Below are 22979 nucleotides of genomic sequence, written 5' to 3' on the forward strand. Positions count from 1 at the left end.
CCGTAAATAATAACCCTCACGACGCATTTGTGAGAACCAGTTGGTATTCTATTTTCGAATTGCTGCCACAGCCCTGCGCCCCAAGCTGCGGAATAGTTGCATAAGCCCGGCTCGAATGCGATAGCTCAAAGCCCCGTTCAAGCAGAATCGCCGGAATGCGCAATCATCAAGAAAGGCTTTGATATGGCTCGTCCCCAGCCCGGAGATATGGCACCTGACTTCACATTGCCTTCCGATAATAATGCCACCATCTCCCTTTCATCCATGAAGGGCAAAGCTGTAGTCCTTTATTTCTATCCAAAAGATGACACTTCAGGCTGCACCAGAGAAGCGCTAGATTTCTCACAATTGAAGCCAGAATTTGACGGGATCGATACGATGGTGATCGGAGTATCACCTGACAGCGTCGAAAAACATGCCAAATTTCGCAAAAAGCACGGATTGCTCGTTGAACTTGCCGCTGATGAAGACAAAGCTATTCTGGAAAGCTTTGGCGTTTGGGTCGAAAAAAGCATGTATGGCCGCAAATATATGGGCGTTGAACGCACCACATTCCTGATCGACGCCGAAGGGCGCATCGCGCAGGTCTGGAACAAGGTCAAGGTGGCAGGACACGCTCAGGCCGTACTCGAATCCGCAAGGGCCCTTCAATCATAAGCCCGGCATGAAGATGCGGCTTATAAATCATTGTCAAACCGGCGCTAAATTATAGCCATATTCTGTGGGATAGTTGATATAATCTCAAGATGTTCTGGCTGCGGAGAATCGGCTTCATGAATGATCAATATCGCAGCCATTCCCTGCTCCGCTTATGCGCAGCCTTTCTCGTGCTATCCATGAGTTATGCTGCGGCAAGCGCTGGCGAGCAGAAACTCGCTCTCATACAGCCTCTTCCCGAAAAGCCGTCCGAAGCGCCGCCTTATGAGAATGTTCCGCACGAATCGTTCGTTCCGGCAGAAGCGCTTGGGCAGTTGGGCATTGATCCGATCATAACCGGGCCGGTGCCAAAGGCTCGCCGCAGCTGGTCAAAATTATAAAGTTGTATTCAAAGCAATTATGCAAAAATAAACCCGGCCTGTGCCGGGTTTATCGTATCAATCGATGTCTTCGACGGTTCCGGCTCCGCCATGGATGCGGTGCGCGAGGGCTGCTTCCATAAAGGGCGTCACCTCACCATCGAGCACCTCCTGCGGGTTGGTGCTTTCAACGCCTGTGCGCAAATCCTTCACAAGCTGGTAGGGCTGAAGCACATAAGAGCGAATCTGGTGGCCCCAGCCAATATCGGTTTTGCTGGAATTGGCCACGTCCGTCGCTTCTTCGCGCTTTTTCAGCTCTTCCTCATAAAGGCGGGCACGCAACATCGACCACGCTTTTTCACGGTTCTTGTGCTGAGAGCGTTCAGCCTGACACTGCACCACGATGCCGGTGGCAATGTGGGTGATGCGAACGGCGGAGTCGGTCGTATTGACGTGCTGCCCGCCCGCGCCCGATGCACGATAGGTATCGATGCGCACATCTGCTTCCGTAACCTGCACATCGATATTGTCATCGATGACGGGATAGACCCAGATGCTGGCAAATGATGTGTGACGACGAGCGTTCGAATCATAGGGCGAGATACGGACCAGACGATGCACGCCCGATTCGGTCTTGAGCATGCCGTAGGAATTGTGCCCCTTGACGAGAATGGTCGCGGATTTGATCCCCGCTTCTTCCCCCTCATGCACTTCCATCACCTCGACCTTGCGGCCGCCGCGGTCAGCCCAGCGCGTATACATGCGCAGAAGCATGGACGCCCAATCCTGGCTTTCCGTGCCGCCCGCTCCCGCATGAACTTCTACATAGGTGTCATTGGCATCCGCTTCGCCCGAAAGCAGCATGTCGATCTGGCGGCGGTCGATCTCTTCCTTGAGGTCGCGGATGGTGTTTTCCGCATCCTCGATGATCGACTTGTCGCCTTCTTCCTCACCCATGGCGATCAGTTCGACGCTGTCATCGAGCGTTTGCGTCAGATTGTTGATGCCATTGATGCTGTCATCCAGTTGCTGGCGTTCGCGCATCAGCTTCTGAGCTTCCTGCGCATCATTCCAGAGGGATGGATCTTCGGCTCTTTGGTTGAGATAACCTAGGCGTTTGACTGCTTGATCCCAGTCAAAGATGCCTCCTCAGCAGGCTTATGGCCTGCTGGATTTCGTCAACCAGCGTTTCGATTTCCGCGCGCATGGGCAAATCGTTCCTCAAATAAGTCTGTCAAATGTGAAGAAAACACCGGCCCGCGCCATGCAGGCTCCGTGTTGTTCCAGCCTGGCAGGCTGCATCAAGAGCCGACCAAACGCGGCGGACCATAATTAGCACGCCGCGCGGTGTAAAGGGGCAGATCAGTAAAGTCCGCCGGAACCTGAATTAATCGCCCTTGTCGCCTGCGGCGATTGCGGGTTTACAGGCGCTCCCTCGCGAAACTGATCCATGCCGATGACCGAATACGTATCCGACGGACCCGTGCCGGGCTTGAAGGCTTCCATGATGAGATTCGGATCGCCCTTGTTGGTGTGCATTCCGGTTTTGCGGTTGATGGCAATGAGGGTCATGCCTTCAGGCACGCGGAAATCCGTCTTGGGCGTCCCTGCAAGCGCGTCTTCCATGAACGCCTTGAAAACAGGGGCCGCCAGCGCGCCGCCAGTATTGCCGCGCCCAAGCGGGGTGGGCGTATCGTAGCCCATGAAAACGCCGACGACCAGATCCGGGGTAAAGCCTACAAACCATGCATCTTTTTCATCGTTTGTGGTTCCGGTCTTGCCCGCGATCGGACGCTCGAGGCTCTTCAGAAGCTGCGCGGTGCCGCGCTGCACCACACCTTCCATCATGGAGGTGATCTGATAGGCGGTCATCGGATCGAGCACCTGATCGCGATCATCGATCAGCGTCGGCTCTTCCTGATTGGCCCAGCGGGGAGCATTGCAGCCTTCGCATTGGCGCATGTCATGTTTGAATACCGTCTTGCCGTACCGGTCCTGAATGCGGTCGATCATCGAGGGCGTGATGCTCTGGCCGCCATTGGCGATGACGGAATAGGCTGTGACCATACGCAGAACCGTGGTTTCGCCCGCGCCCAGCGACATGGACAGAACCGGCAGCATCTTGTCGTAGAGGCCGAAGCGCTCCGCATATTCGGCAACCGTCTTCATGCCCATATCCTGCGCCAGACGCACCGTCATCACGTTACGCGACTGTTCGATACCATATCGCAAGGTCGACGGGCCGGAGAACTTGCCGGAATAGTTCTTGGGCGCCCAGACACCCAGCGATCCGCCCTGATCGACTTCCAGCGGTCCATCCAGCACCACGGATGCAGGCGTATAGCCGTTATCGAGCGCTGCTGCGTAAACGAAAGGCTTAAATGACGAGCCCGGCTGGCGATAAGCCTGTGTCGCACGGTTGAATTCAGATTCCGCAAAGGAAAAGCCGCCGGCCAGAGCCAGAACGCGACCGGTATGCGGATCCATTGCGACGAGCGCACCTTCCAGCTTTGGCGGCTGCTGCAAACGATAACGGGAATCACCTTCGGCTTTGGAGACATAGATAATGTCGCCGCTCTTCAGGACGCCTTCGGGGGATTTGGCGCTGCTGCGCTTGCCGCCGATATTAGTGACGCGCATGGCCCATTTCATATCGTCAGCCGCGATAAAGGCGCGCTTGCGTTCATTGCTTCGCGAGCCGGAAGCTTCCAGCGGCGGCTGCAAGCCAATATCGGCACCCGCCGCAGAAACATTGAGCACGATCGCCAATTGCCATTCAGGCACATCGGAAAAGGCGCGCATATCGCCAAATGCGGTCCCCCAATCGCTGCCGAGATCGACATGCTTGAGCGCGCCACGCCAGCCGCGGGCCTCGTCATAGCGCAGCAGCGCGCTTTGCAGCGTTTTGCGCGCCGAAACCTGCAAGGATGGATTCAATGTCGTGCGAACCGACAATCCGCCTTCATAAAGCGCGTCAACACCATATTTCTGGATGATCTGGCGGCGCACTTCCTCGGTAAAATATTCAGAAGCAAAAAGATAATGGGTCGCCGTGCGCGCGTTTACGCCAAGCGGCTCCCGCTTCGTCTCTTCCGCTTCCTCAGCCGTGATGTAGCCATTCTCTGCCATACGATCGATAACCCAATTGCGGCGCTCGATCGCCCGATCGGGATGGCGGAACGGATGATAATTGTTCGGCCCCTTGGGCAATGCCGCCAGATAGGCGGCTTCAGCAATCGTCAGTTCGCCCACCGACTTGTCGAAATAAGAAAGAGCCGCACTGGCAATGCCATATGATCCAAGGCCGAAGAAAATTTCGTTCAGGTAAAGCTCAAGAATGCGATCCTTGGAATAGGCCTGCTCGATGCGCATCGCAAGAATTGCTTCCTTGATCTTGCGATCATAGGTCTGATTGGAAGTCAGAAGGAAATTCTTCGCAACCTGCTGTGTGATGGTGGAAGCACCGACTGGCCTGCGGCCCGACCCCATGTTCCTGACATTGGTGACGACAGCGCGCGCCAGGCCGCCAAAATCGAGACCGCCATGTTCATAGAAGGTCTTGTCCTCGGCGGAAATGAAGGCAGCTTTCACACGATTTGGAATGGCCTGAATCGGCAAATACAGTCGGCGCTCGCGTGCAAATTCCGCCATCAGGCTACCATCGGAGGCATGAACGCGCGTCATGACGGGCGGCTCGTAATTTGCAAGCACCTCGTAATCTGGCAGATCGTGCGTGAGACTTCCCACATAGACAGCCGCGGCGCCTGCAACCAGCAGCGCCAGCACCGTTCCAATTCCGAAGAAATATCCGATTAGCCTTACCATAAACCCGGAATCCTGCCGTCAGATTATTCACATATCAGAGTACGTTCCGACCTGATTGGATCAGATCGTCGCTCCAAGCTTTTGTTTAAGCGCGCATCTTTTCCGAAAACCGTTTCACACTTTTCGGATGCGCTCCAAGGGCGACAATACGACTGCCCGTTTCATCATCCCACCCGGAACGCAATTAAGGCTTAGTGACCATCAAATGCGTCAAAGGCAAGGTTCTTTCCCAGTTTTTACCAGTTTAACCTATTGAGGTGCAGTGCGGGGACAAAAATAGGGTAAACTGTTGCAAGCTTGCATCTTAATAGCAGAACCGCCGCCTGCTCGCCGGTAAAATTGTCCTTCTAAAGCGCGTCGCGATCTTTCAGATTCGCTCCTTGCGCTTTAAATTGTTATTTTTACGCAGTCGTTATCCCGAAACCGGTTCCCACTTTCGGGCGACATGCTCTAACCTCTTGTGAAGGCTTGCGGTCGCTTCATTGCCTCGTAGGATTTGATCGCGAGGCTGATCCTGTCGGCCAGTTTACCGCGCCATTGCGGATCCCTGATGAGCTTTTCATCGGCAGGATTGGACAAATAGCCGATTTCGATCAGCACGGACGGCACATCGGGGGCGCGCAATACCTGAAAACCGGCAAAACGATGCGGATTGTTGATAAGATTGATCTGTCCTTCAAGATGAGCAATCACTTTTTCAGCAAAGCTTAGAGAAAATGTATGGGTTTCCCGACGCGTGAGGTCGAGCAATATATCGGCCACTTCGGGCTGTTCCTCGGAAACAAGCCCGGCCACACTGTCTGACTTGTTTTCGCGTTCGGCCATGGCGCGCGCCACTGCGTCCGATGCCTTGTCGGAAATCGTATAAACTGTCGCGCCGCGAATATCGTGCTGATTGATGGTATCGGCGTGAATCGAAATGAAAAGATCGGCCTCATGCTGGCGCGCCAGCCGCACGCGTTCGGAAAGTCGCAGGAACGTGTCGTCATCACGCGTCATCAGAACCCGGACATTTTCCTCCCTTGCCAGCCGGTCGCGCAGCTCAAGCCCGAAAGCGAGCGTCAGGTCTTTTTCCTTGCTGCCGCTCAGGCTTTCAGCCCCGCTGTCAATGCCGCCATGACCGGGATCGAGCATCACCATAAAAGGCCGCGCTCCACCGGACTGATCCGGCAAAACGGCTGCAACAGGCGCCTGCCGGCGTTCCGTCGAACCGGTTACATCGCGCTGGGCGCGCATTTTTTCGGCGAATTCGCGATCCGATGAAGCAACCAAATCGGCAACCAGACGATAGCCGGGCGCATTTTCATTTTGCATCACGCGTATATTTTCGACATTGAACGGCCCGCGTAATGTCAGGATGAGACGCGAACGGTTCTGACCGACAAGGCCATAGCGCACACGCGACACAAGCCCCCTCGCCGCAAGGCTTTTTTCATCAAAACCAAAGCGGGTTTCGGGAAGGTCCAACACCAGGCGATGCGGATTATCGAGAAAGAAAGTCGAAAATTTCGGCTTGCGGTCGAACATGACGACAATGCGCATGCGCAAATCGTCACCAGCCATGCGAAAAGTCAAAGCCGTCAGGGGCGTATCCGTACGCTCCGCAGCCACGGCAAAGCCGATGCTCGTGAAAACCGTGCACAGTAATGCTGTCAGCATGAACAGCATCGCAATAGCGGGCTGCACCCGTTTTCCGAATTTATGACCGAGATAATGCATTCACCGTCACAATCAATTCATCAGGGCAAAACATCACGAAATGTCCACCAACGATTATTCAGGGTCTGGCATATTGCCTCGTCCCGGCTCACGCACATACCATAAAATCATCCGTATAAAACTATAGTTAATGAATGCTTTCTCGCCCGCTTCCCGCCGGTTATGATGCAATTTCGGGGTTTGAAAGCGGCTTACGGATGGAATGCGATAAAGGCTTCAAACAATATTCTCCTTGTCATAGCTCAAACGACGCCATAAAAGCTAGAATAGGTTATGGAGTAGCTGCCAGAATCATTTGCCGGTTTCATTCAGGGAACCGCAGGGAAAAGCAGCGAAAACAGTGGCGTAAATATTGTTCGCCATCCCGATAACCACACAGAATTCAACGGTAACGCGGCTCTCTGCCGCTTCCGTTATCAATCGGCCGACGGCGCATGAATACGTGCTGTCGCCAGTGCTCGAAATGAGCAAAGAGGTCGGCCCGGCTTTTTCGGGTCATATATGAGGTCGTTTCGTTCGGAACAGCTATGGGTCAAGCAAGACTGACCATTGCGAGCCTGAAGACCGTGATCGCCATGAGGCCATCGCGCGCGAAGACAGCAGCTTTTGTTCCGGCAAACCCAAAATCACCCGGCAGATGCACCCCGGCCAGGACGGCAACCTTCAGGGTTTCGTCCGGCACACGCGGATTGCGTCTATCAGCCGGCAGGAAAAACACTGATGTCCAACAAAATGCTTATCGACGCCTCCCACCCGGAGGAGACCCGCGTCATAGTCACGCGCGGGAACAAGATTGAAGAATTTGACTTCGAGTCGGAACACAAGAAACAGCTCAAGGGGAATATCTATCTCGCGCGGGTGACGCGCGTGGAGCCTTCTCTTCAGGCTGCCTTTGTCGAATATGGCGGCAATCGCCATGGTTTCCTGGCTTTTTCTGAAATCCATCCCGATTATTACCAGATTCCGGTCGCGGACCGTCTGGCGTTGCTGGAAGCGGAAGCAAAAGCTGCGCGCGACGAAGACGAAGATGAAGAGCCGCGCGCAAAGACCGACCGCTCTCGCAGGCATCGCCGTCGCGGCCGCCGTGACGGGCAGAATGGCGACAGCCCGGCCGAAGCGGCAGGCAATGGCCTGCCTGCTGCCGAGCCTGTCGGTCCGGCATTTGAAAATTACGTGCCCGGCACACCGGCTATCAGCCTGCTGCAAAATGGGGATGTCGTTTCCGAAGCCATTGAAAATGGCGACGATGACGATGATTCCGATGGGGATAATGGCGACAGCGAAGATGATGTCGTTGAATCGGTCGGTTCCGAAGACGCGATGGAAGAACTTCCGACGCCGAGCCGCACCCATCGCCGCCAATATAATATTCAGGAAGTCATCAAGCGTCGCCAGATCATTCTGGTGCAGGTGGTCAAGGAAGAGCGCGGGAACAAGGGCGCGGCACTCACCACCTATCTGTCGCTTGCCGGTCGCTATTCCGTGTTGATGCCGAATACGGCGCGCGGCGGCGGTATTTCACGCAAAATCACCAATCCGCAGGATCGCAAGCGCCTCAAGGAGATCGTCAAGGAACTCGAAGTGCCGCAGGGCATGGGCGTGATCCTGCGCACGGCAGGCGCGAACCGCACCAAGGCGGAAATCAAGCGCGATTATGAGTACCTGATGCGCCTGTGGGAAAATGTGCGCTCGCTGACCCTGCAATCGACCGCCCCCGCCCTCGTCTATGAGGAAGGAAGCCTCATCAAGCGGTCCATTCGCGATCTCTACAACAAGGACATTGCCGAAATTCTCGTCTCGGGCGAGAATGGCTATCGCGAAGCCAAAGACTTCATGCGCATGCTCATGCCCAGCCATGGGAAGGTCGTGCAGCCTTATCGCGAGACGGTGCCTGTTTTCACGCGTTATGGCGTGGAAGCCCAGCTTGACCGTATGCTCCAGCCGCAGGTCACGCTGAAATCAGGCGGCTATCTGATCATCAACCAGACCGAAGCGCTGGTGGCGATCGACGTCAATTCGGGACGCTCAACCCGCGAACATTCCATTGAGGACACCGCGCTCCAGACCAATCTGGAAGCAGCGGAAGAGGTTGCGCGCCAGCTGCGCCTGCGCGACCTTGCCGGCCTGATCGTGGTCGACTTCATCGACATGGAAGAAAAGCGCAACAATCGCGCCGTCGAAAAGAAAATAAAGGAATGCCTCAAGGATGACCGTGCGCGCATCCAGGTGGGCCGGATTTCGCATTTTGGCCTGCTTGAAATGTCGCGGCAGCGCATTCGCGCATCCGTGCTTGAAAGCACGATGCAGGTCTGCCCGCATTGCGGCGGCGCCGGTCATATCCGCTCCAATTCCTCGATGGCTCTGCATATTATTCGCGGCATAGAGGATTACCTTCTGCGCCATTCAGGCTACGATATTGTCGTGCGTACGCCTGCGGCATCCGCCCTTTACGTGCTCAATCACAAGCGTGAGCTTCTTGCCGAACTCGAAGGACGTTTCGGCGCTGCCATCAGCATTGATGCCGATGAAAGCGTGGGGCAGCAGCAATTCGTTATCGACAAGGGTGGCCCGTCGACGCGCCCTGTAGCGCCGATGCCGGTTCAGCCGATGATCTATGAAGACGACATCGAAGATCCGGAAATTCCCGTTGAAGAGGATGAGGGTGAAGAAGAAATCACCTCCGACAGTTCCTCTCAAGACGAGAATGGCGATGAAGCCGACCGCAGGCGCCGCCGCCGTCGTCGCCGTCGCGGCGGTCGGGACCGCGATACGCGCGAGCAAGCAGCACAACAGGACTCCGAGGCAAGTTCTTCCGAGGAAGAAGACGCCGACGAAGCCAATGGAAAAGATACTTCTTCACAAAGCGAAGATGACCGGCGCAAGAAGCGTCGCCGGGGACGTCGAGGCGGGCGCAAGAACCGCCGTGACGACGAGCTTCAGGCACGCAGCATCCCTGATGCCGAGCCTGTCGGCTACACGCCGGTCTGGCCCGCAAAGGCAGAAGAGCAGCCAGCCGAAACGGCAGTCGCTGAAACCATCGTAACGCCGGAACCTGCTGTTCACGAAGAAGTGATTGCAGCCGAAACGACAGAAAAGCCCGTCGAGGCCGAGGAAAAGCCCGTCAAGCCTGCCCGTCGTCCGCGCATACGCCGACCCGCCAAGAGCGAAGAAGCCGTTCTGAATGAGGCCGTCAGTGCGGAAGCCGCAGCCGATATTGCCGTGGAAAGCCAGGAAGAGCCAGTCAAGCCCGAGCGCCGCACACGCACGCGCAAGAAGGTCGTTGAGGAAGAAGCCGCAACAGAGGCTCCAGCCCCGGCGGAAGATGCGGAAGCGGCCAAGCCGAAACGCCGCACACGCAAAGCGCCTGCCAAGCAGCAAGCTGAAACGGTGACGGCAGAAACTGAAGCGGCAACTCAGCCAGTTCCTGCTCCTGAGTCAGAACCGCAACCGGAACCAGAGCAGCCTTCTGAACCAGTCGTAACCTCAAGCGAGAGCGAAGAGCAAAAGCCCAAGCGGGCGGGCTGGTGGCAGAAGAAAGGCTTTTTCTAGAGCGGTTCCGGTTAACACGGAATCGGAACTGCGTCTCAAGCCTTTGTTTTATCGCATTATCCCACGCAAAACCGTTTCACACTTTTGCTGGAAATGCTCTAAGCCGACACTTCCATAATCCTGTAAGAAAACCGGCATAAACGCCGGTTTTCTTTTTATAATTCAAGCTCGCATAGGCAGTTCAAGCCTGTTGCTGCGGCAACCATTCTTCGAGCCTGCGGATTGCTTCCGTCATTTCCTCCACCTTGCCGGCATAGGAAAAGCGCATGGTCCGGTGACCGTCGAACGGATCAAAGTCCCGGCCCGGCGTGGCGGCGATGTTGATCTCGGCGATCATACGGCGGGCGAATTCCATACTGTCATTGGTGAAGCGTGAAACATCGCAATAGGCATAGAAAGCACCGTCCATCGGGGCGGCAAGTTTCAGCCCCATCTTCGGCAGATGCTCCATCAGGATCGTCCGGCTCTGGCGGTAGCGGTCTTTCACCCGCTCCAGTTCCTGCGTTGCGTGGAATGCCTCGATTGCCGCGCGCTGCGAAAGTTCGGGCGCGGAAATATAAAGGCTCTGGCCAAGCCGCTCTATGGCGCGCACATCGGCTTTCGGCAGAACCATCCAGCCTATGCGCCAGCCCGTCATGCAATAATATTTGGAAAATGAATTGATGATCGTGACATCGTCGGCAATTTGCAGTGCGGTGACATCCTCAGCCTCATAAGAAAGCCGGTGATAGATTTCGTCTGAAATCACCCGGATACCGAGATCGCGTGCCGTCTCGATGATCGCCTGCAATTCGGCCCTCTCGATGACCGCTCCGGTCGGATTGGCAGGACTTGCGAACAAGACGCCCTTTAGCGGCTTTTGCGCATGAGCCTCGGCCAGCGCTTGTGCGGTCAAAGAGGCGGATACGTCACCGCCTGTTGGTATTTCAACCACTTCCAGACCAAGCGCTGTCAGAATATTACGATAGGCGGGATAGCCGGGGCGTGTGATCGCCACCCGGTCGCCGGGATCGAAATAAACAAGAAACGCCAGATTGAAAGCCGCCGATGAGCCGGTCGTCACGGCAATGCGCTCGGGTGAAACCGTCACGCCATAATGTTCAGCGTAATGCGCGGCGATGGCTTCGCGCAGTTCGATCAGGCCCAATGCATCTGTATAGCCGATGCGCCCGTCCTTGAGGGCGCGCTCCGCAGCTTCCAGCACAGCTTTTGGTGCCGGATCGGCTGGCTGGCCCACTGCCATGGATATGATCGGATGGCCCTGCGCGCGGCGGCGATTGGCTTCAGCCAGCACATCCATGGCGTGAAAAGGCTCGACGGCGCTACGATTGGACAGACTGTTCAAGATGGCCTCCAAAGCTGATTAGAGCGCATCCCGAAAAGTGTGAAACGGTTTTCGGCAAAGATGCGTGGTTAAACAAAAGCGTGGTGCGCCGATCTGATCCAATCAGATCGAAAGGCGCTCCAAGCGACATTGCCTCCCGCCCTATAATCGCCGGATTGGTAAAGCAACAGCGTTCACAAGAAAAATGCGGCCCTATCGGTGAATCGGCGCACAGGCTATAAGAATCGTGCCCGTTGGAAGAAGGATGAGGAGCATTATGGGGATGATGAGTGCAGCTGTCCCGACAAAGAGGTTTTCTTTCGCAAGCCTGATAGGCAGGTCCATAGCCGTGTGCGCCGCCCTTTGCGTGGCATTGACCGGCGTCCTGCCCGCTTCCGCGCAATCGCGCAGCGTCCCTGTCGTTCGCGATGCGGAAATCGAAGCTCTCGTCGCGGATTACGCCACCCCGATCCTGAAAGCCGCCGGGCTGAGTAGCCGCGGCGTTAGCATTATTCTCGTCAATTCCCAAAGCTTCAACGCCTTTGTCGATGGCCGCCGTATCTTCATCAATACGGGCGCATTGATGCAGGCGGAAACCCCTAATGAAATTATCGGCGTCCTCGCTCACGAAGCGGCCCATCTTGCAGGCGGACATCAACACCGCCTGCGTGAGCAGTTAAGTCGTGCCCGCACGATGGCCATTATCGGAGCGCTCGTCGGCGTGGGTGCGGGCGTCGCCGGTGCTGCGGCGGGCAGCGGTGCCGCCGCGGGTGCAGGCACCGGTGTTGCCATGGGCAGTTCAGAACTCGCCATGCGCAGCCTGCTCAACTATCAGCGCACCGAGGAAATGACCGCCGATCGGCTGGCTGTCAATTATCTCAATGCGACCGGGCAATCCTCCAAGGGAATGCTCGATACATTCGCGCGTTTTGCTTCCGCCTTATCGCTTTCCGGTACGCAGGTCGATCAATACCGGATCAGCCACCCTCTCCCGCGTGAACGTATCGCCAATCTCGAAGAACTGGCCAAAAAAAGCCCGCATTTCGGCAAGGCGGACTCTGCCGCCCTGCAGTTGCGGCACGATATGGTGCGGGCCAAGATCGCGGCCTATTCCAATAATATGGGCGCATTGCAGCGCATGTTCCGCAGCAATCCGGGAGGGCTTCCCGCCCGCTATGGCAGCGCCATCACCACCTATCTGAACGGCAGCGCCCGCGCCGCCATGCCCAAATTCGATGCACTGATAAAAGAGCAATCCAAAAATCCCTATTTTCAGGAAATGCGTGGAGAAGTGCTTCTCAAGGCCAATGATGCGGCAGGCGCAGCAAAAGCCTTCCAGAGAGCGGTCTCTCTTGACCCGCGTAAGTCACCGCTTTTAAGGATGAGCTACGGACGCGCACTCATGCTGACGGGAGTGAAAGCCAACATGCCGGCAGCCATCAAGGAAATCAGAGCAGGCATCGCCGCCGATCCCGAATTTCCGGGCGGTTACAGTTTTCTTGCACAGGCCTATGGGCAGTCGGGCGACATGGCGCGCGCGGACCTTGCCACGGCCGATATGCATTTCTATTCAGGACGATTGCAACAGGCGCAGATTTTTGCAATCCGTGCCCAGAAGCAAATAAAATCCGGCTCCCCCGACTGGCTGCGCGCGCAGGACATCATCAATACCAAACCAAGAAAATAATATACCGCGACTTTATTCCAGGCGGATTTGAGAACGCACGAAAGCGAGCATTATGAAGAGAGTAGTTTTGGCATCCATCACAAGCGCGGCAATTGGCGCCGCCGCCCTTGGCGCAGGTTATTACGCAGGCACGATGCAGCAACCCGCAGCGAGCGCGCAGATGGCGGCCTCAGCACCGACCGCTTCCATGCCGCGTCAGGATGTCGAGGCGGTGGTTCGCAATTACTTGCTGGAAAACCCGGAACTTATCCTCGAAGTCCAGAACTCGCTGGAGAAAAAGCAGGCCGAAGCCGCACGTCAGCACGTCAAGGACATTATCGCATCGAACAAGGCCGATATTTACAATTCTTCGCATGATGCCGTCTTCGGCAACCCGGATGGCGATGTGACGATCGTTGAGTTTTTCGATTATAATTGCGGTTACTGCAAACGGGCCCTGCCGGATATGCAGGCCATTTTGAGGAACGATCCGAATGTTCGCTTCGTCATGAAGGAATTTCCGATCCTTGGTCCGGACTCCATGCGCGCACATATCGTTGCGCAGGCATTCAAAGCCCTGATGCCCGAAAAATACCCGCAATATCACGAGCTTCTTATGAGTGCACCAGATCGCGCGACGGAAGAATCCGCGATTGCAGATGCCGTCAGGCTCGGTGCCGATGAAACGCAGCTTCGCGAGAAGATGCAAAGAGCTGAAGTCCGCGGTGCATTTCAGGACACCTATCAGCTTGCGAGCGAGCTCAACATCACCGGAACGCCATCCTATATTGTCGGCGATGAGCTTGTACCGGGCGCGATCGGTGCCGAGGGACTTATCGAGAGAATCGCTGCCGCACGGGCTGCCGCGAAAACCAATTGATGAATGTCGGCTTTTACCGCCAATTTCACAAAGAATAGCGGGAAAAACGCCACAAGAGAATACAAGCATTGAATTAGAGGGTTTCGACTTGCGTTCCGGCCCTCTATATGGAATGCGAAGTACAGTTGAAATTCATGACAGGCCCGTTATCGATCACGGACAGATATGATAAAGACAGTTTTTGTTTTGAACGGCCCCAATCTCAATCTCCTTGGGAAGCGCGAGCCGGGTATATACGGCATTGCGACGCTCGATGACATCGAAGCGCGTTGCAAGAGCGAGGCCGAAGGGCTGGGCCTGGGGATCGATTTTCGCCAGACCAACCATGAAGGCGAGCTGGTAAGCTGGATTCAGGAGGCGGGCGACAAGGAAGCCTATGTCCTGATCAATCCCGCTGCCTATAGCCACACTTCCGTGGCCATTCATGATGCGATCCGCTCGGCCAAGGTTACGGCTGTGGAGGTGCATCTGTCCAATATTCATGCGCGTGAAGCGTTCCGGCATCACTCCTATGTCTCCGCAGTGGCCAAAGGCGTAATTTGCGGTTTTGGCGCGGAAGGATACCTGCTCGGCTTGCGCGCGCTCGCGGCAATTGCCAAAGAAGAAGAAAACAACGGGCAAAGCTTAAAAGGGGCCTGATATGTCCAGTAAAAACTCCGTCATCGACAAGGAAACCATTCGCGATCTGGCGGATATTCTCAACGAAACCGACCTGACAGATATTGAGGTCGAACATGGCGATCTGCGTATCCGCGTTTCGCGCAAGGTAACGGTTCAGGCCGCAGCGACCGTCATGCCCGCTGCGCCCGCCGCCGCACCGGCAGTCGCAGCAAGCCCGGCCCCCTCCGCCGAAACGGCCAAGGCTGATCTGGCGAAAAACGCCGTTCCCTCGCCGATGGTCGGGACGGCCTATCTTGCCCCCGCCCCCGGCGCACGCAACTTCATCGAAGTGGGCACGCAGGTGAAGGAAGGGCAAACGCTGCTCATCATCGAAGCCATGAAGACCATGAACCAGATTCCCGCTCCGCGTGCTGGAACAGTGAAAGCTATTCTTGTGACAGACGCCCAGCCGGTCGAATTCGGCGAGCCGCTTGTCGTTATCGAATAAATCGCCGTATTGCTAAAATAAATTCGGCTTATTCAAGGAACGGGCAGCAAGCGTAATGTTTCAAAAGATTCTCATAGCCAATCGAGGTGAAATCGCTCTTCGCGTGCTCAGGGCCTGCAAGGAACTGGGCATCAAGACCGTCGCCGTTCATTCCACAGCGGATGCGGATGCCATGCATGTGCGCCTTGCGGATGAAAGTGTCTGCATCGGTCCGCCGCCCTCGCGCGACAGCTATCTGAATATTCATCAGATCGTCGCCGCCTGCGAGATTACCGGTGCGGACGCAATCCATCCCGGTTATGGCTTTCTGTCGGAAAACGCCAAGTTCGCTGAAATTCTCGAAGCGCATGGCATCACCTTCATTGGCCCCACCGCATCGCATATCCGCATTATGGGCGACAAGATCGAAGCCAAGCGCACAGCCAAGCGTCTGGGCATTCCTGTCGTTCCCGGTTCGGATGGCGGCGTGACCGACGAGGACGAAGCCAGGAAGATTGCCGGGGAAATCGGCTATCCGGTTATCATCAAGGCTTCTGCTGGCGGCGGCGGACGCGGCATGAAGGTGGCACGTACGGAAGACGAGCTCTCGGTCGCGCTGGCAACCGCCCGCACCGAAGCAGGCGCAGCTTTCGGCGACGATGCCGTCTATATCGAGAAATATCTTGAAAAGCCGCGCCATATCGAAGTGCAGATCATGGGCGACGGTGCTGGCAATGCCGTGCATCTGGGCGAACGCGACTGTTCCTTGCAGCGTCGCCACCAGAAAGTATGGGAAGAAGCCAACTCCCCGGCCCTCAATGCCGAAGCGCGCAACAAAATCGGCATGATCTGCGCCAATGCATGCGCGGAACTGGGCTATCGCGGCGCAGGCACCATCGAGTTCCTCTATGAGAACGGCGAATTCTATTTCATTGAAATGAATACACGCCTTCAGGTGGAGCACCCGATCACCGAAGCCATCACCGGCATCGATCTCGTCCATGAGCAGATCAGGGTTGCAGCGGGGCTTGGACTTTCTGTCAGGCAGGAGGACATCCGTTTCTCCGGCCATGCCATCGAATGCCGCATCAATGCGGAAGATCCGCGCAATTTCACACCCTCACCCGGCCTTATCACCCACTACCACACACCGGGCGGTCTGGGTATTCGCGTCGATTCGGGTGTTTATTCGGGCTATCGCATCCCGCCCTATTATGACAGCCTGATCGGAAAACTCATTGTGCATGGGCGCAATCGCGTCGAATGCATGATGCGTCTGCGTCGCGCGCTCGATGAATTTGTCGTGGACGGCGTCAAGACCACCCTGCCGCTGTTTCAGGATCTGATCGGCAATCAGGATATAGCCAACGGGGATTATGACATCCACTGGCTTGAAAAATACCTGGCCAGCCAGGCTGAAAGCAAGGAAGCTTAGGAAAAGTGGCCGCAGAAGCATTCCCGGGCGAATATTCAATCGAGCCGGAACTGCTTCTGCGAGCATATGCCACCGGTGTTTTTCCGATGGCAGAAGAGGCCGATGACCCGGAAGTCTTCTGGGTCCGGCCTGAAAAGCGCGGCATAATTCCCCTCGATGATTTCCATATTCCGCGCAGCCTTCAGAAAATCATTCGCAAAGGCACATTCGAAATCAGGCTCGACAACGATTTTGAGGGTGTTATCGATGGTTGTGCCAGCGGCTCAGGCGAGCGCGCGCGAACATGGATCAATGCCCCGATCCGAAAGGCTTATGCGCGTCTCTTCGAGATCGGGCATTGCCATACTGTCGAAGCCTGGCATGAGGGGAAGCTTGTCGGCGGGCTCTATGGCGTAACGCTGGGACGGGCGTTTTTCGGGGAAAGCATGTTCACGCGCAAACGCGATGCTTCAAAAGTATGTCTCGCTTTTCTGGTCCAGCATCTTCAGCAGCAAGGTTTCGAGCTTCTCGACACGCAGTTCACAACGCCGCATCTCGAACGTTTCGGGGCGGTGGAAGTCAAGCGAAGAGATTATGAGAAGCGCCTCGAACGCGCACTGGAAGGCATCGCCGCCTTCTGAGATGCTCTACGACTTCGGCGGCGGAACATCTGAACTCTGTTTACAGTCCTTGAGCCAGACGTCATAAACAGAATGTTCGACTGCGTTGAGGCCCGGACTATCGGCAAACATCCAGCCTGTGAAAATACGGCGAATCTTGCGGTCCAGAGTAATCTCATCGACCTCGACAAAACCATCCGTACGCGGGGCTTCGTCTTCGGTGCGCGAATAGCAGACCTTGGGCGTTACCTGTAAAGCGCCGAACTGCACTGTCTCATTAATATAGACATCGAATGTGGTAATGCGGCCGGTGATTTTATCGAGGCCGGAAAACTCGGCAACCGGATTGAAAATACGCTCTGCCCTGGCTGCATGCATGCTGGTGCCCATCAGGAGCGAAACCAGTGCAATCCGCGCAGCCTTATGAAATCTCTGTTTTCCGTTACCGGGCATGCCCGAAGCGTGTTTCATCAAAACCGCAGTTCCACATCAAAGAAAGTTAAGTATCCGGCCCGCAACTGTTTCGATCCACCTGAAATCAGATCGGCGCTCTAGCTGTTTGTTTTTACCGCGCATCTTGCCCGAAAATCGTTTCACACTTTTCGGGATGCGCTCTGGAGTCCCGAAATTAACGCTGAACAATTCATAAGAATAAAATGTGACGATTCGTTGCCCGGTCGCAAGCGGCAATGACAGCTTCCCACCTGTCTGTCCGCAAGAGCCTGCGCAAAACGGGAATATAAAATCCGGCATGATGGTTCAGGCCGGATTTCATTGCATCATTGCAGTTTTAATTGCCCGGTGTCCAGGCGTCATACTCGCCGGTCACTCGCGGACGTTCCTCCGGCTGCTGTCCCGGCAGCGCGATGGCGCCTTTCGGACGATAGGCATAAGGCGTTCCGGTCAGGTTTTGCAAATGCGGCTTCTGCCACTCATATGGCTTGTAATCTTCCTTGCTGGGAGGCGTATCGACGCGGTGATGCATCCAGCCATGCCAGCCAGCAGGGATAGCACTCGCTTCCGAATAACCGTTGTAAATCACCCAACGGCGCGTGCGCCCTTCCGAATCCTTGCCGCCCTGATAATAGACATTGCCGAATTCGTCTTCGCCAACGCGCTCACCCTTGCGCCAGGTATGGAAACGGGTTCCGAGCGTCTGGCTATTCCACCAGGTGAAGACCTGCGTGATAAATTTCTTCATGACTATCCAGATCCAATATTACAGCCGACGCGCAAAGGCACCGGTTTCTCCTTGCTTATCGCCCTATCGCCGCATCAAGGCAAGGGCCAAGTTGCCGCTGTCACAAGAGTATGAAGAGCTACATGTTCCAGCTTTCGAGCTTCTTTTCCATGATCAGCACCGGCTCCTTATAATCAGGGCCGCCCCAATCGTCATTACGGCCTATGCGGGCATAGCCTTTGCGCTCATAAAAACGAACCGCGCGCTCATTGCGCTCGATCACCTTAAGCCGTATCGCGCTCACATCAGGAAAAGCCATCTCCACTTCGGCAAGCAGCATGGTACCGATACCCTGCAACTGCGTTTGCGGCCGGACATAAAGCTGATGGAGCGATACCTTGCCTTTCTCGGTCTGCTTGGCAAAGGCCATACCGTCAATTCCGCCTTCGCCATTATCGGCGACGACGAATTCCGAATAAGGCTTGCGCAGATTAGCCTTTAACGTTGCAATCGAATGCCATTGGCTGGTAATCGCATCGACCATAGCCCGACCGAGAATATCATCGAAGGTCGCATGCCAGGTTTCAACCAGCAATTCATGAACTGCCTGAAGATCGGCCTCACTGGCACTGCGTACCCACATTATTCTTCAATTCCGAGCTTGGTTCTGACCAATTCATTAACAGCCTGCGGATTTGCCTTGCCGCCCGTCGCCTTCATGACCTGACCGACGAACCAGCCGGCCAGTGTCGGCTTCGCCTTGGCCTGCTCGACCTTGTCGGGATTGGCCGCAATGACGTCATCCACCGCTTTTTCGATAGCGCCGGTGTCGGTCACCTGCTTCATGCCGCGTTCTTCAACGAGTCTTTTCGGGTCGCCGCCCTCGTTCCAGACGATCTCGAACAGGTCCTTGGCGATCTTGCCGGAAATCGTGCCTTCCTTGATAAGATCAATGATCCCACCAAGCTGCGCAGGATCAACGGGCGATTCCTCAATGCTCTTGCCTGCCTTATTGAGCGCGCCGAGCAGATCATTGATGACCCAGTTGGCCGCAGCCTTGCCATCGCGACCTGCGGCAACTTCCTCATAATAATCGGCGATGGCCTTTTCCGTCACAAGGATCGAGGCGTCATAGACCGAGATACCCTGCTTTTCGACCAGACGCTGCTTTTTTTCGTCCGGCAGTTCCGGCAAATCCGCCGCCAGTGCATCGACAAATGCCTGATCAAATTCGAGCGGCAGCAGATCTGGATCAGGGAAATAGCGATAATCATGCGCTTCTTCTTTCGAGCGCATGGAACGGGTTTCGCCCTTCACCGGATCAAACAGGCGGGTTTCCTGATCGATGGAACCGCCATCTTCGAGAATAGCAATCTGGCGGCGCGCCTCATATTCAATGGCCTGACCGACAAAACGAATCGAGTTCACGTTCTTGATTTCGCAACGCGTGCCGAACGCGCCGCCCGGACGGCGAACCGAGACATTTACGTCAGCACGCATCGAGCCTTCATCCATATTGCCGTCGCAAGTGCCAAGATAGCGCACGATGGTGCGCAGCTTGGTCAGATAAGCGCGCGCCTCGTCGGACGAACGCATATCCGGCTTGGAGACGATCTCCATCAGTGCGACACCGGAACGGTTGAGGTCCACATAAGACATGGTCGGATGCTGGTCATGCATGGATTTGCCCGCATCCTGCTCCAGATGCAGGCGCTCGATGCCGATCTCCACATCCTCGAACTGGCCCTTATTATCAGGGCCGACGGCGATCATGATCTTGCCCTCACCAACGATGGGCTGCTTGAACTGCGAAATCTGGTATCCCTGCGGAAGATCGGGATAGAAGTAATTCTTGCGATCAAAAACCGACTTGAGATTGATCTGGGCCTTCAGGCCAATACCGGTGCGCACGGCTTGTTTTACACATTCCATATTGATGACCGGCAGCATGCCGGGCATTGCCGCATCGACCAGCGAAACATTGGAGTTGGGCTCCGATCCGAAAGCCGTGGAAGCGCCCGAAAACAGCTTCGACTCGGAGGTTACCTGTGCGTGGACTTCCATGCCGATGACGACTTCCCAGTCGCCGGTGGCACCTGAAATGAAGCGTTTGGGTTCGGGCGTGCGCGTATCGATAATGGACATTGTGGCTCGTCAATTGGGTAAAACTGATTGCATACTGGCTAGAGCAAAGCCTTTGACGATGCAAGCTTTTAGGCCCCCCCATGAACGAAAAGGCCGCGCAATGCGCGGCCGATCCGTATTGATTGGGGCAGATGGCATCAAGCCTCTTCAGACTTGCCCTCATCCGCCTTGCTTTCATCGGCCTTCTTTTTGGGAGCAGCCTTTTTCTTCGGTGCAGCCTTCTTGGCAGGCTTTTCTTCCGAAGCGCCTTCGTCTTCTTCTGCCGTCAGCTCTTCCTTTGTGACCTTCTTGTCGGTTACGTCGATATTGGCGAGCAGATGGTCAACGACCTTTTCCTCAAAGATCGGGGCGCGCAGGTTAGCCACAGCATCCGGCGTCTTGCGCAGGAATTCGTAGATTTCCTTTTCCTGGCCCGGATAGCGGCGAACCTGATCGTAGACGGCGCGCTGCAATTCCTCTTCCGAAACTTCAACGCCAGCCTTTTCGCCAATTTCCGACAGAACCAGACCCAGACGCACGCGACGTTCAGCAAGCTTGCGATATTCTTCGCGCGCGGCTTCTTCGGTGGTGTCTTCGTCTTCGAACGTGCGGCCAGCCTGTTGCAGATCAAAATTGATCTGCTGCCAGATATTGTTGAACTCCGCATCAACGAGCTTCTGCGGCGTTTCGAACTGATAATCGCCATCGAGAGCGTCAAGAATCTGGCGCTTCACCTTCTGGCGCGTGATCTGGCCATACTGGCTTTCGATCTGTTCGCGTACAACCTCACGCAAACGCTCAAGCGACTCGATGCCGAGCTTCTTGGCGGTTTCGTCGTTGAGTTCCAGTTCGTTCGGCTTTGCGACTTCCTTGACCTTGATGTCGAAAGTGGCTTCCTTGCCGGCAAGGTGCGCTGCGCCATATTCCGCCGGGAACGTCACATTGATGACCTTCTCGTCACCGGCCTTGACGCCGACGAGTTGTTCTTCAAAGCCCGGAATGAACTGACCCGAACCCAGAACCAGCTGCGCGTCATTGTCGGCACCGCCTTCAAACGGCTCGCCATCAAGCTTACCGAGATAATCGATGGTCACACGGTCATCATCCTCGGCCTTGCCCTTCTTGGCTTCGAAGGTACGGGTGGAGGAGGCAATGCGCTTGACCTGCTCATCAACTTCCTCATCAGGAATATCGACGACTTCGCGGGTTACGGCGATCTTGGAGAAATCCTTGACTTCAATCGCGGGCAGCACTTCATAGTTGAGCGAAAAGACGAAGTCGGCCTTGCCGTCGAGAACCTGTTCGGCCTCTTTCTCGTCTTCGGACATGATCACTTCGGGCTGCGTCGCCGACTTTTCGTTACGGTCGGCCAGAATCGAACGCGAGGAATCATTGAGAATTTCATTGACGATCTCGGCCATGAAAGACTTGCCGTACATCTTGCGCAGATGCGCTGCCGGCACCTTGCCCGGGCGGAAGCCGTTGATGCGTGCGCTGCTGCGAGCAGTTTCGAGCCGCTCAACGAGCTTGGCTTCGAGATCTCCGGCCGGAACCACGACTTTAATCTCGCGCTTCAGCCCTTCATTGAGCGTTTCGGTAACCTGCATGTCAAACCTTCACTTCTGTCATTGTTCCGCCGTCCTCGGCTTACCTGCCTTGTCGCGGAAGAGAAATTCCGTTGCCTTATGGCAGTTGGTGCGGATGGAGGGACTCGAACCCCCACGGTCTCCCGCCAGAACCTAAATCTGGTGCGTCTACCAATTTCGCCACATCCGCCTCTGGGCCAAAAGCATTCATCAGAACGCATCAAATCAGCCGCAGAAATTAAACTGCCCTCGAAAGCGCGCGTCTCTATATCATTCAATTTTGCCGGTTCAAAGGAAAAAAGCCGCGTTTCCAGTATAGAACTGACAGCTTCTCCGGCTTATGATCCGATCAGCGCGCAGATCATCACCCAATAGAGCTATATAATGCCGTAACTGCGAGATATAAACCGGTCAGGGCAATCAATATAGCGGTTCCTCATAAAGCTGCCGCCCGTCGTCGCGCAGGGCTTTGAGCACCGCCTTGCCAGCATTATTGATTGCCACGACCGCCGTGATCCTTAGCGCCCGCTGGCTGTCTTCAATCGCGCGCCCTTCCCCTTCGGGCACGTAGTAACGCTCGATTCCATAACGAAGCCGAACAGTGCCGGGTCCGGTTTCAGAAACGGGATAGGTGGCAGTCCCGCGTATCATCACCTCATCAGCGGACAAATCGTTGAAAGGTGCGAAAGAAGCGCGGGAGAGATGCCAAACGCCTCCATTGCCCGCTTTCAATGCAACATAAACAGAGCGGGCATCATTTGGAGGCTGGCCCTCAATATCCTTGCGGGCAACAGAGGAGATTTCATAGTTCAGCGTGACATAATCTCCCCGCATCAGGTCGCGCGGATCAACAGGCTCGGTCTGCAACACGACCTCATGCCCCGAACGCAGTATCGCCGCCCGCTGTTCGATTCCGGCATAGAGAATGCCTGATTGCAACAAGGCGCTGATGACCGCCCCGCCATAGAGCCATTTGCGTGGAAGCATTG

Annotated in this window: 20 protein-coding genes and 1 tRNA gene; 9 read left to right on the forward strand and 12 right to left on the reverse strand. The window is 55.7% G+C overall.

Features of this window, described 5'->3' with window-relative positions; genetic code table 11:
- Nucleotides 1-183 precede the first annotated feature (183 nt).
- Both bcp and DKP76_RS09575 read left to right on the forward strand, forming a co-directional pair.
- Nucleotides 184-657 (forward strand): thioredoxin-dependent thiol peroxidase, encoded by a 474-nt coding sequence (gene bcp, locus DKP76_RS09570; RefSeq protein WP_109706545.1) that lies wholly within the window; start codon nt 184-186, stop codon nt 655-657.
- A gap of 116 nt (nt 658-773) precedes the next feature.
- The gene (locus DKP76_RS09575) at nt 774-1037 is read left to right on the forward strand and encodes a hypothetical protein (RefSeq protein ID WP_146198915.1); all 264 of its coding nucleotides are present in this window, start codon (nt 774-776) and stop codon (nt 1035-1037) included.
- A 57-nt stretch (nt 1038-1094) separates the two neighbouring features.
- Here the strand turns inward: DKP76_RS09575 and prfB are convergent.
- From prfB to DKP76_RS09600, 4 genes are all read right to left on the reverse strand, one after another.
- A protein-coding gene (gene prfB / locus DKP76_RS09580) for a peptide chain release factor 2 (protein ID WP_109706216.1) occupies nt 1095-2223 on the reverse strand; the annotation gives its coding sequence in 2 pieces (ribosomal slippage) (nt 1095-2153 and nt 2155-2223; 1128 coding nt in all).
- Between the two features lie 155 nt (nt 2224-2378).
- A complete protein-coding gene (locus DKP76_RS09585; RefSeq protein ID WP_109706217.1) occupies nt 2379-4841 on the reverse strand; it encodes a penicillin-binding protein 1A in 2463 nt (820 codons plus the stop codon).
- 450 nt (nt 4842-5291) lie between these two features.
- Complete coding sequence (locus DKP76_RS09595; RefSeq protein ID WP_245410206.1) at nt 5292-6509, reverse strand: N-acetylmuramoyl-L-alanine amidase; 1218 nt, start codon at nt 6507-6509, stop codon at nt 5292-5294.
- 583 nt (nt 6510-7092) lie between these two features.
- Nucleotides 7093-7278 (reverse strand): hypothetical protein, encoded by a 186-nt coding sequence (locus DKP76_RS09600; RefSeq protein ID WP_109706219.1) that lies wholly within the window; start codon nt 7276-7278, stop codon nt 7093-7095.
- Nucleotides 7279-7280: 2 nt separating this feature from the next.
- Between DKP76_RS09600 and DKP76_RS09605 the strand changes: the two genes are divergently transcribed.
- Nucleotides 7281-10109 (forward strand): Rne/Rng family ribonuclease, encoded by a 2829-nt coding sequence (locus DKP76_RS09605; RefSeq protein WP_109706220.1) that lies wholly within the window; start codon nt 7281-7283, stop codon nt 10107-10109.
- Between the two features lie 181 nt (nt 10110-10290).
- Here the strand turns inward: DKP76_RS09605 and DKP76_RS09610 are convergent, their stop codons facing one another.
- On the reverse strand, nt 10291-11454 hold the full coding sequence (locus DKP76_RS09610; protein ID WP_109706221.1) for a pyridoxal phosphate-dependent aminotransferase: 1164 nt from the start codon (nt 11452-11454) through the stop codon (nt 10291-10293).
- Between the two features lie 256 nt (nt 11455-11710).
- On the opposite strand from DKP76_RS09610, the gene DKP76_RS09615 reads away from it, so the two are divergent.
- The 6 genes from DKP76_RS09615 (at nt 11711) to aat (ending at nt 17121) form a co-directional block, all read left to right on the forward strand.
- Nucleotides 11711-13120, forward strand: coding sequence for a M48 family metalloprotease (locus DKP76_RS09615; protein WP_109706222.1), 1410 nt, complete (start codon nt 11711-11713; stop codon nt 13118-13120).
- Between the two features lie 52 nt (nt 13121-13172).
- On the forward strand, nt 13173-13979 hold the full coding sequence (locus DKP76_RS09620; RefSeq protein ID WP_109706223.1) for a DsbA family protein: 807 nt from the start codon (nt 13173-13175) through the stop codon (nt 13977-13979).
- 165 nt (nt 13980-14144) lie between these two features.
- Nucleotides 14145-14618, forward strand: coding sequence for a type II 3-dehydroquinate dehydratase (aroQ, locus tag DKP76_RS09625; RefSeq protein ID WP_109706224.1), 474 nt, complete (start codon nt 14145-14147; stop codon nt 14616-14618).
- A gap of 1 nt (nt 14619) precedes the next feature.
- Nucleotides 14620-15087, forward strand: a complete 468-nt coding sequence (accB, locus tag DKP76_RS09630; protein ID WP_109706225.1) for an acetyl-CoA carboxylase biotin carboxyl carrier protein — start codon at nt 14620-14622, stop codon at nt 15085-15087.
- A 55-nt stretch (nt 15088-15142) separates the two neighbouring features.
- Complete coding sequence (accC, locus tag DKP76_RS09635) at nt 15143-16501, forward strand: acetyl-CoA carboxylase biotin carboxylase subunit (protein WP_109706226.1); 1359 nt, start codon at nt 15143-15145, stop codon at nt 16499-16501.
- Nucleotides 16502-16551: 50 nt separating this feature from the next.
- On the forward strand, nt 16552-17121 hold the full coding sequence (gene aat / locus DKP76_RS09640) for a leucyl/phenylalanyl-tRNA--protein transferase (RefSeq protein WP_109706549.1): 570 nt from the start codon (nt 16552-16554) through the stop codon (nt 17119-17121).
- Nucleotides 17122-17127: 6 nt separating this feature from the next.
- Here aat and DKP76_RS09645 read toward each other — a convergent pair whose 3' ends face one another.
- From DKP76_RS09645 to DKP76_RS09680, 7 genes are all read right to left on the reverse strand, one after another.
- Nucleotides 17128-17571, reverse strand: coding sequence for a DUF2155 domain-containing protein (locus DKP76_RS09645; RefSeq protein WP_199224789.1), 444 nt, complete (start codon nt 17569-17571; stop codon nt 17128-17130).
- A 319-nt stretch (nt 17572-17890) separates the two neighbouring features.
- Nucleotides 17891-18301: an NADH:ubiquinone oxidoreductase subunit NDUFA12 gene (locus tag DKP76_RS09655; RefSeq protein ID WP_109706228.1), complete on the reverse strand. Its 411-nt coding sequence runs from the start codon at nt 18299-18301 to the stop codon at nt 17891-17893.
- Nucleotides 18302-18419: 118 nt separating this feature from the next.
- Nucleotides 18420-18923, reverse strand: coding sequence for a GNAT family N-acetyltransferase (locus DKP76_RS09660; RefSeq protein WP_109706229.1), 504 nt, complete (start codon nt 18921-18923; stop codon nt 18420-18422).
- Nucleotides 18923-20425 carry an Asp-tRNA(Asn)/Glu-tRNA(Gln) amidotransferase subunit GatB gene (gatB, locus tag DKP76_RS09665; RefSeq protein ID WP_109706230.1) on the reverse strand — a complete coding sequence of 501 codons (1503 nt, stop codon included), beginning with the start codon at nt 20423-20425 and terminating at the stop codon, nt 18923-18925. Before gatB ends, DKP76_RS09660 begins: the two co-directional genes overlap by 1 nt.
- A gap of 137 nt (nt 20426-20562) precedes the next feature.
- Nucleotides 20563-22011 carry a trigger factor gene (tig, locus tag DKP76_RS09670; protein WP_109706231.1) on the reverse strand — a complete coding sequence of 483 codons (1449 nt, stop codon included), beginning with the start codon at nt 22009-22011 and terminating at the stop codon, nt 20563-20565.
- Nucleotides 22012-22097: 86 nt separating this feature from the next.
- Nucleotides 22098-22180: transfer RNA gene (locus tag DKP76_RS09675), tRNA-Leu, on the reverse strand.
- 230 nt (nt 22181-22410) lie between these two features.
- On the reverse strand, nt 22411-22977 hold the full coding sequence (locus DKP76_RS09680; RefSeq protein ID WP_109706553.1) for a GDYXXLXY domain-containing protein: 567 nt from the start codon (nt 22975-22977) through the stop codon (nt 22411-22413).
- Between the last annotated feature and the right edge of the window lie 2 nt (nt 22978-22979).

Origin of the sequence: Falsochrobactrum shanghaiense (assembly GCF_003149535.1) — a bacterium.
GTDB classification, from domain to species: Bacteria; Pseudomonadota; Alphaproteobacteria; order Rhizobiales; family Rhizobiaceae; genus Brucella; species Brucella shanghaiense.

Bases quoted from the DNA above. Each gene is read 5' to 3' on its own strand.
- gatB (WP_109706230.1), bottom strand. From the start codon at position 20,425: ATGTCCATTATCGATACGCGCACGCCCGAACCCAAACGCTTCATTTCA.
- DKP76_RS09620 (WP_109706223.1), top strand. From the start codon at position 13,173: ATGAAGAGAGTAGTTTTGGCATCCATCACAAGCGCGGCAATTGGCGCC.
- aroQ (WP_109706224.1), top strand. From the start codon at position 14,145: ATGATAAAGACAGTTTTTGTTTTGAACGGCCCCAATCTCAATCTCCTT.
- accB (WP_109706225.1), top strand. From the start codon at position 14,620: ATGTCCAGTAAAAACTCCGTCATCGACAAGGAAACCATTCGCGATCTG.
- DKP76_RS09575 (WP_146198915.1), top strand. From the start codon at position 774: ATGAATGATCAATATCGCAGCCATTCCCTGCTCCGCTTATGCGCAGCC.
- DKP76_RS09655 (WP_109706228.1), bottom strand. From the start codon at position 18,301: ATGAAGAAATTTATCACGCAGGTCTTCACCTGGTGGAATAGCCAGACG.
- DKP76_RS09595 (WP_245410206.1), bottom strand. From the start codon at position 6,509: ATGCTGTTCATGCTGACAGCATTACTGTGCACGGTTTTCACGAGCATC.
- DKP76_RS09645 (WP_199224789.1), bottom strand. From the start codon at position 17,571: ATGAAACACGCTTCGGGCATGCCCGGTAACGGAAAACAGAGATTTCAT.
- DKP76_RS09605 (WP_109706220.1), top strand. From the start codon at position 7,281: ATGTCCAACAAAATGCTTATCGACGCCTCCCACCCGGAGGAGACCCGC.
- bcp (WP_109706545.1), top strand. From the start codon at position 184: ATGGCTCGTCCCCAGCCCGGAGATATGGCACCTGACTTCACATTGCCT.
- DKP76_RS09660 (WP_109706229.1), bottom strand. From the start codon at position 18,923: ATGTGGGTACGCAGTGCCAGTGAGGCCGATCTTCAGGCAGTTCATGAA.
- DKP76_RS09615 (WP_109706222.1), top strand. From the start codon at position 11,711: ATGGGGATGATGAGTGCAGCTGTCCCGACAAAGAGGTTTTCTTTCGCA.
- tig (WP_109706231.1), bottom strand. From the start codon at position 22,011: ATGCAGGTTACCGAAACGCTCAATGAAGGGCTGAAGCGCGAGATTAAA.
- DKP76_RS09680 (WP_109706553.1), bottom strand. From the start codon at position 22,977: ATGCTTCCACGCAAATGGCTCTATGGCGGGGCGGTCATCAGCGCCTTG.
- accC (WP_109706226.1), top strand. From the start codon at position 15,143: ATGTTTCAAAAGATTCTCATAGCCAATCGAGGTGAAATCGCTCTTCGC.
- DKP76_RS09585 (WP_109706217.1), bottom strand. From the start codon at position 4,841: ATGGTAAGGCTAATCGGATATTTCTTCGGAATTGGAACGGTGCTGGCG.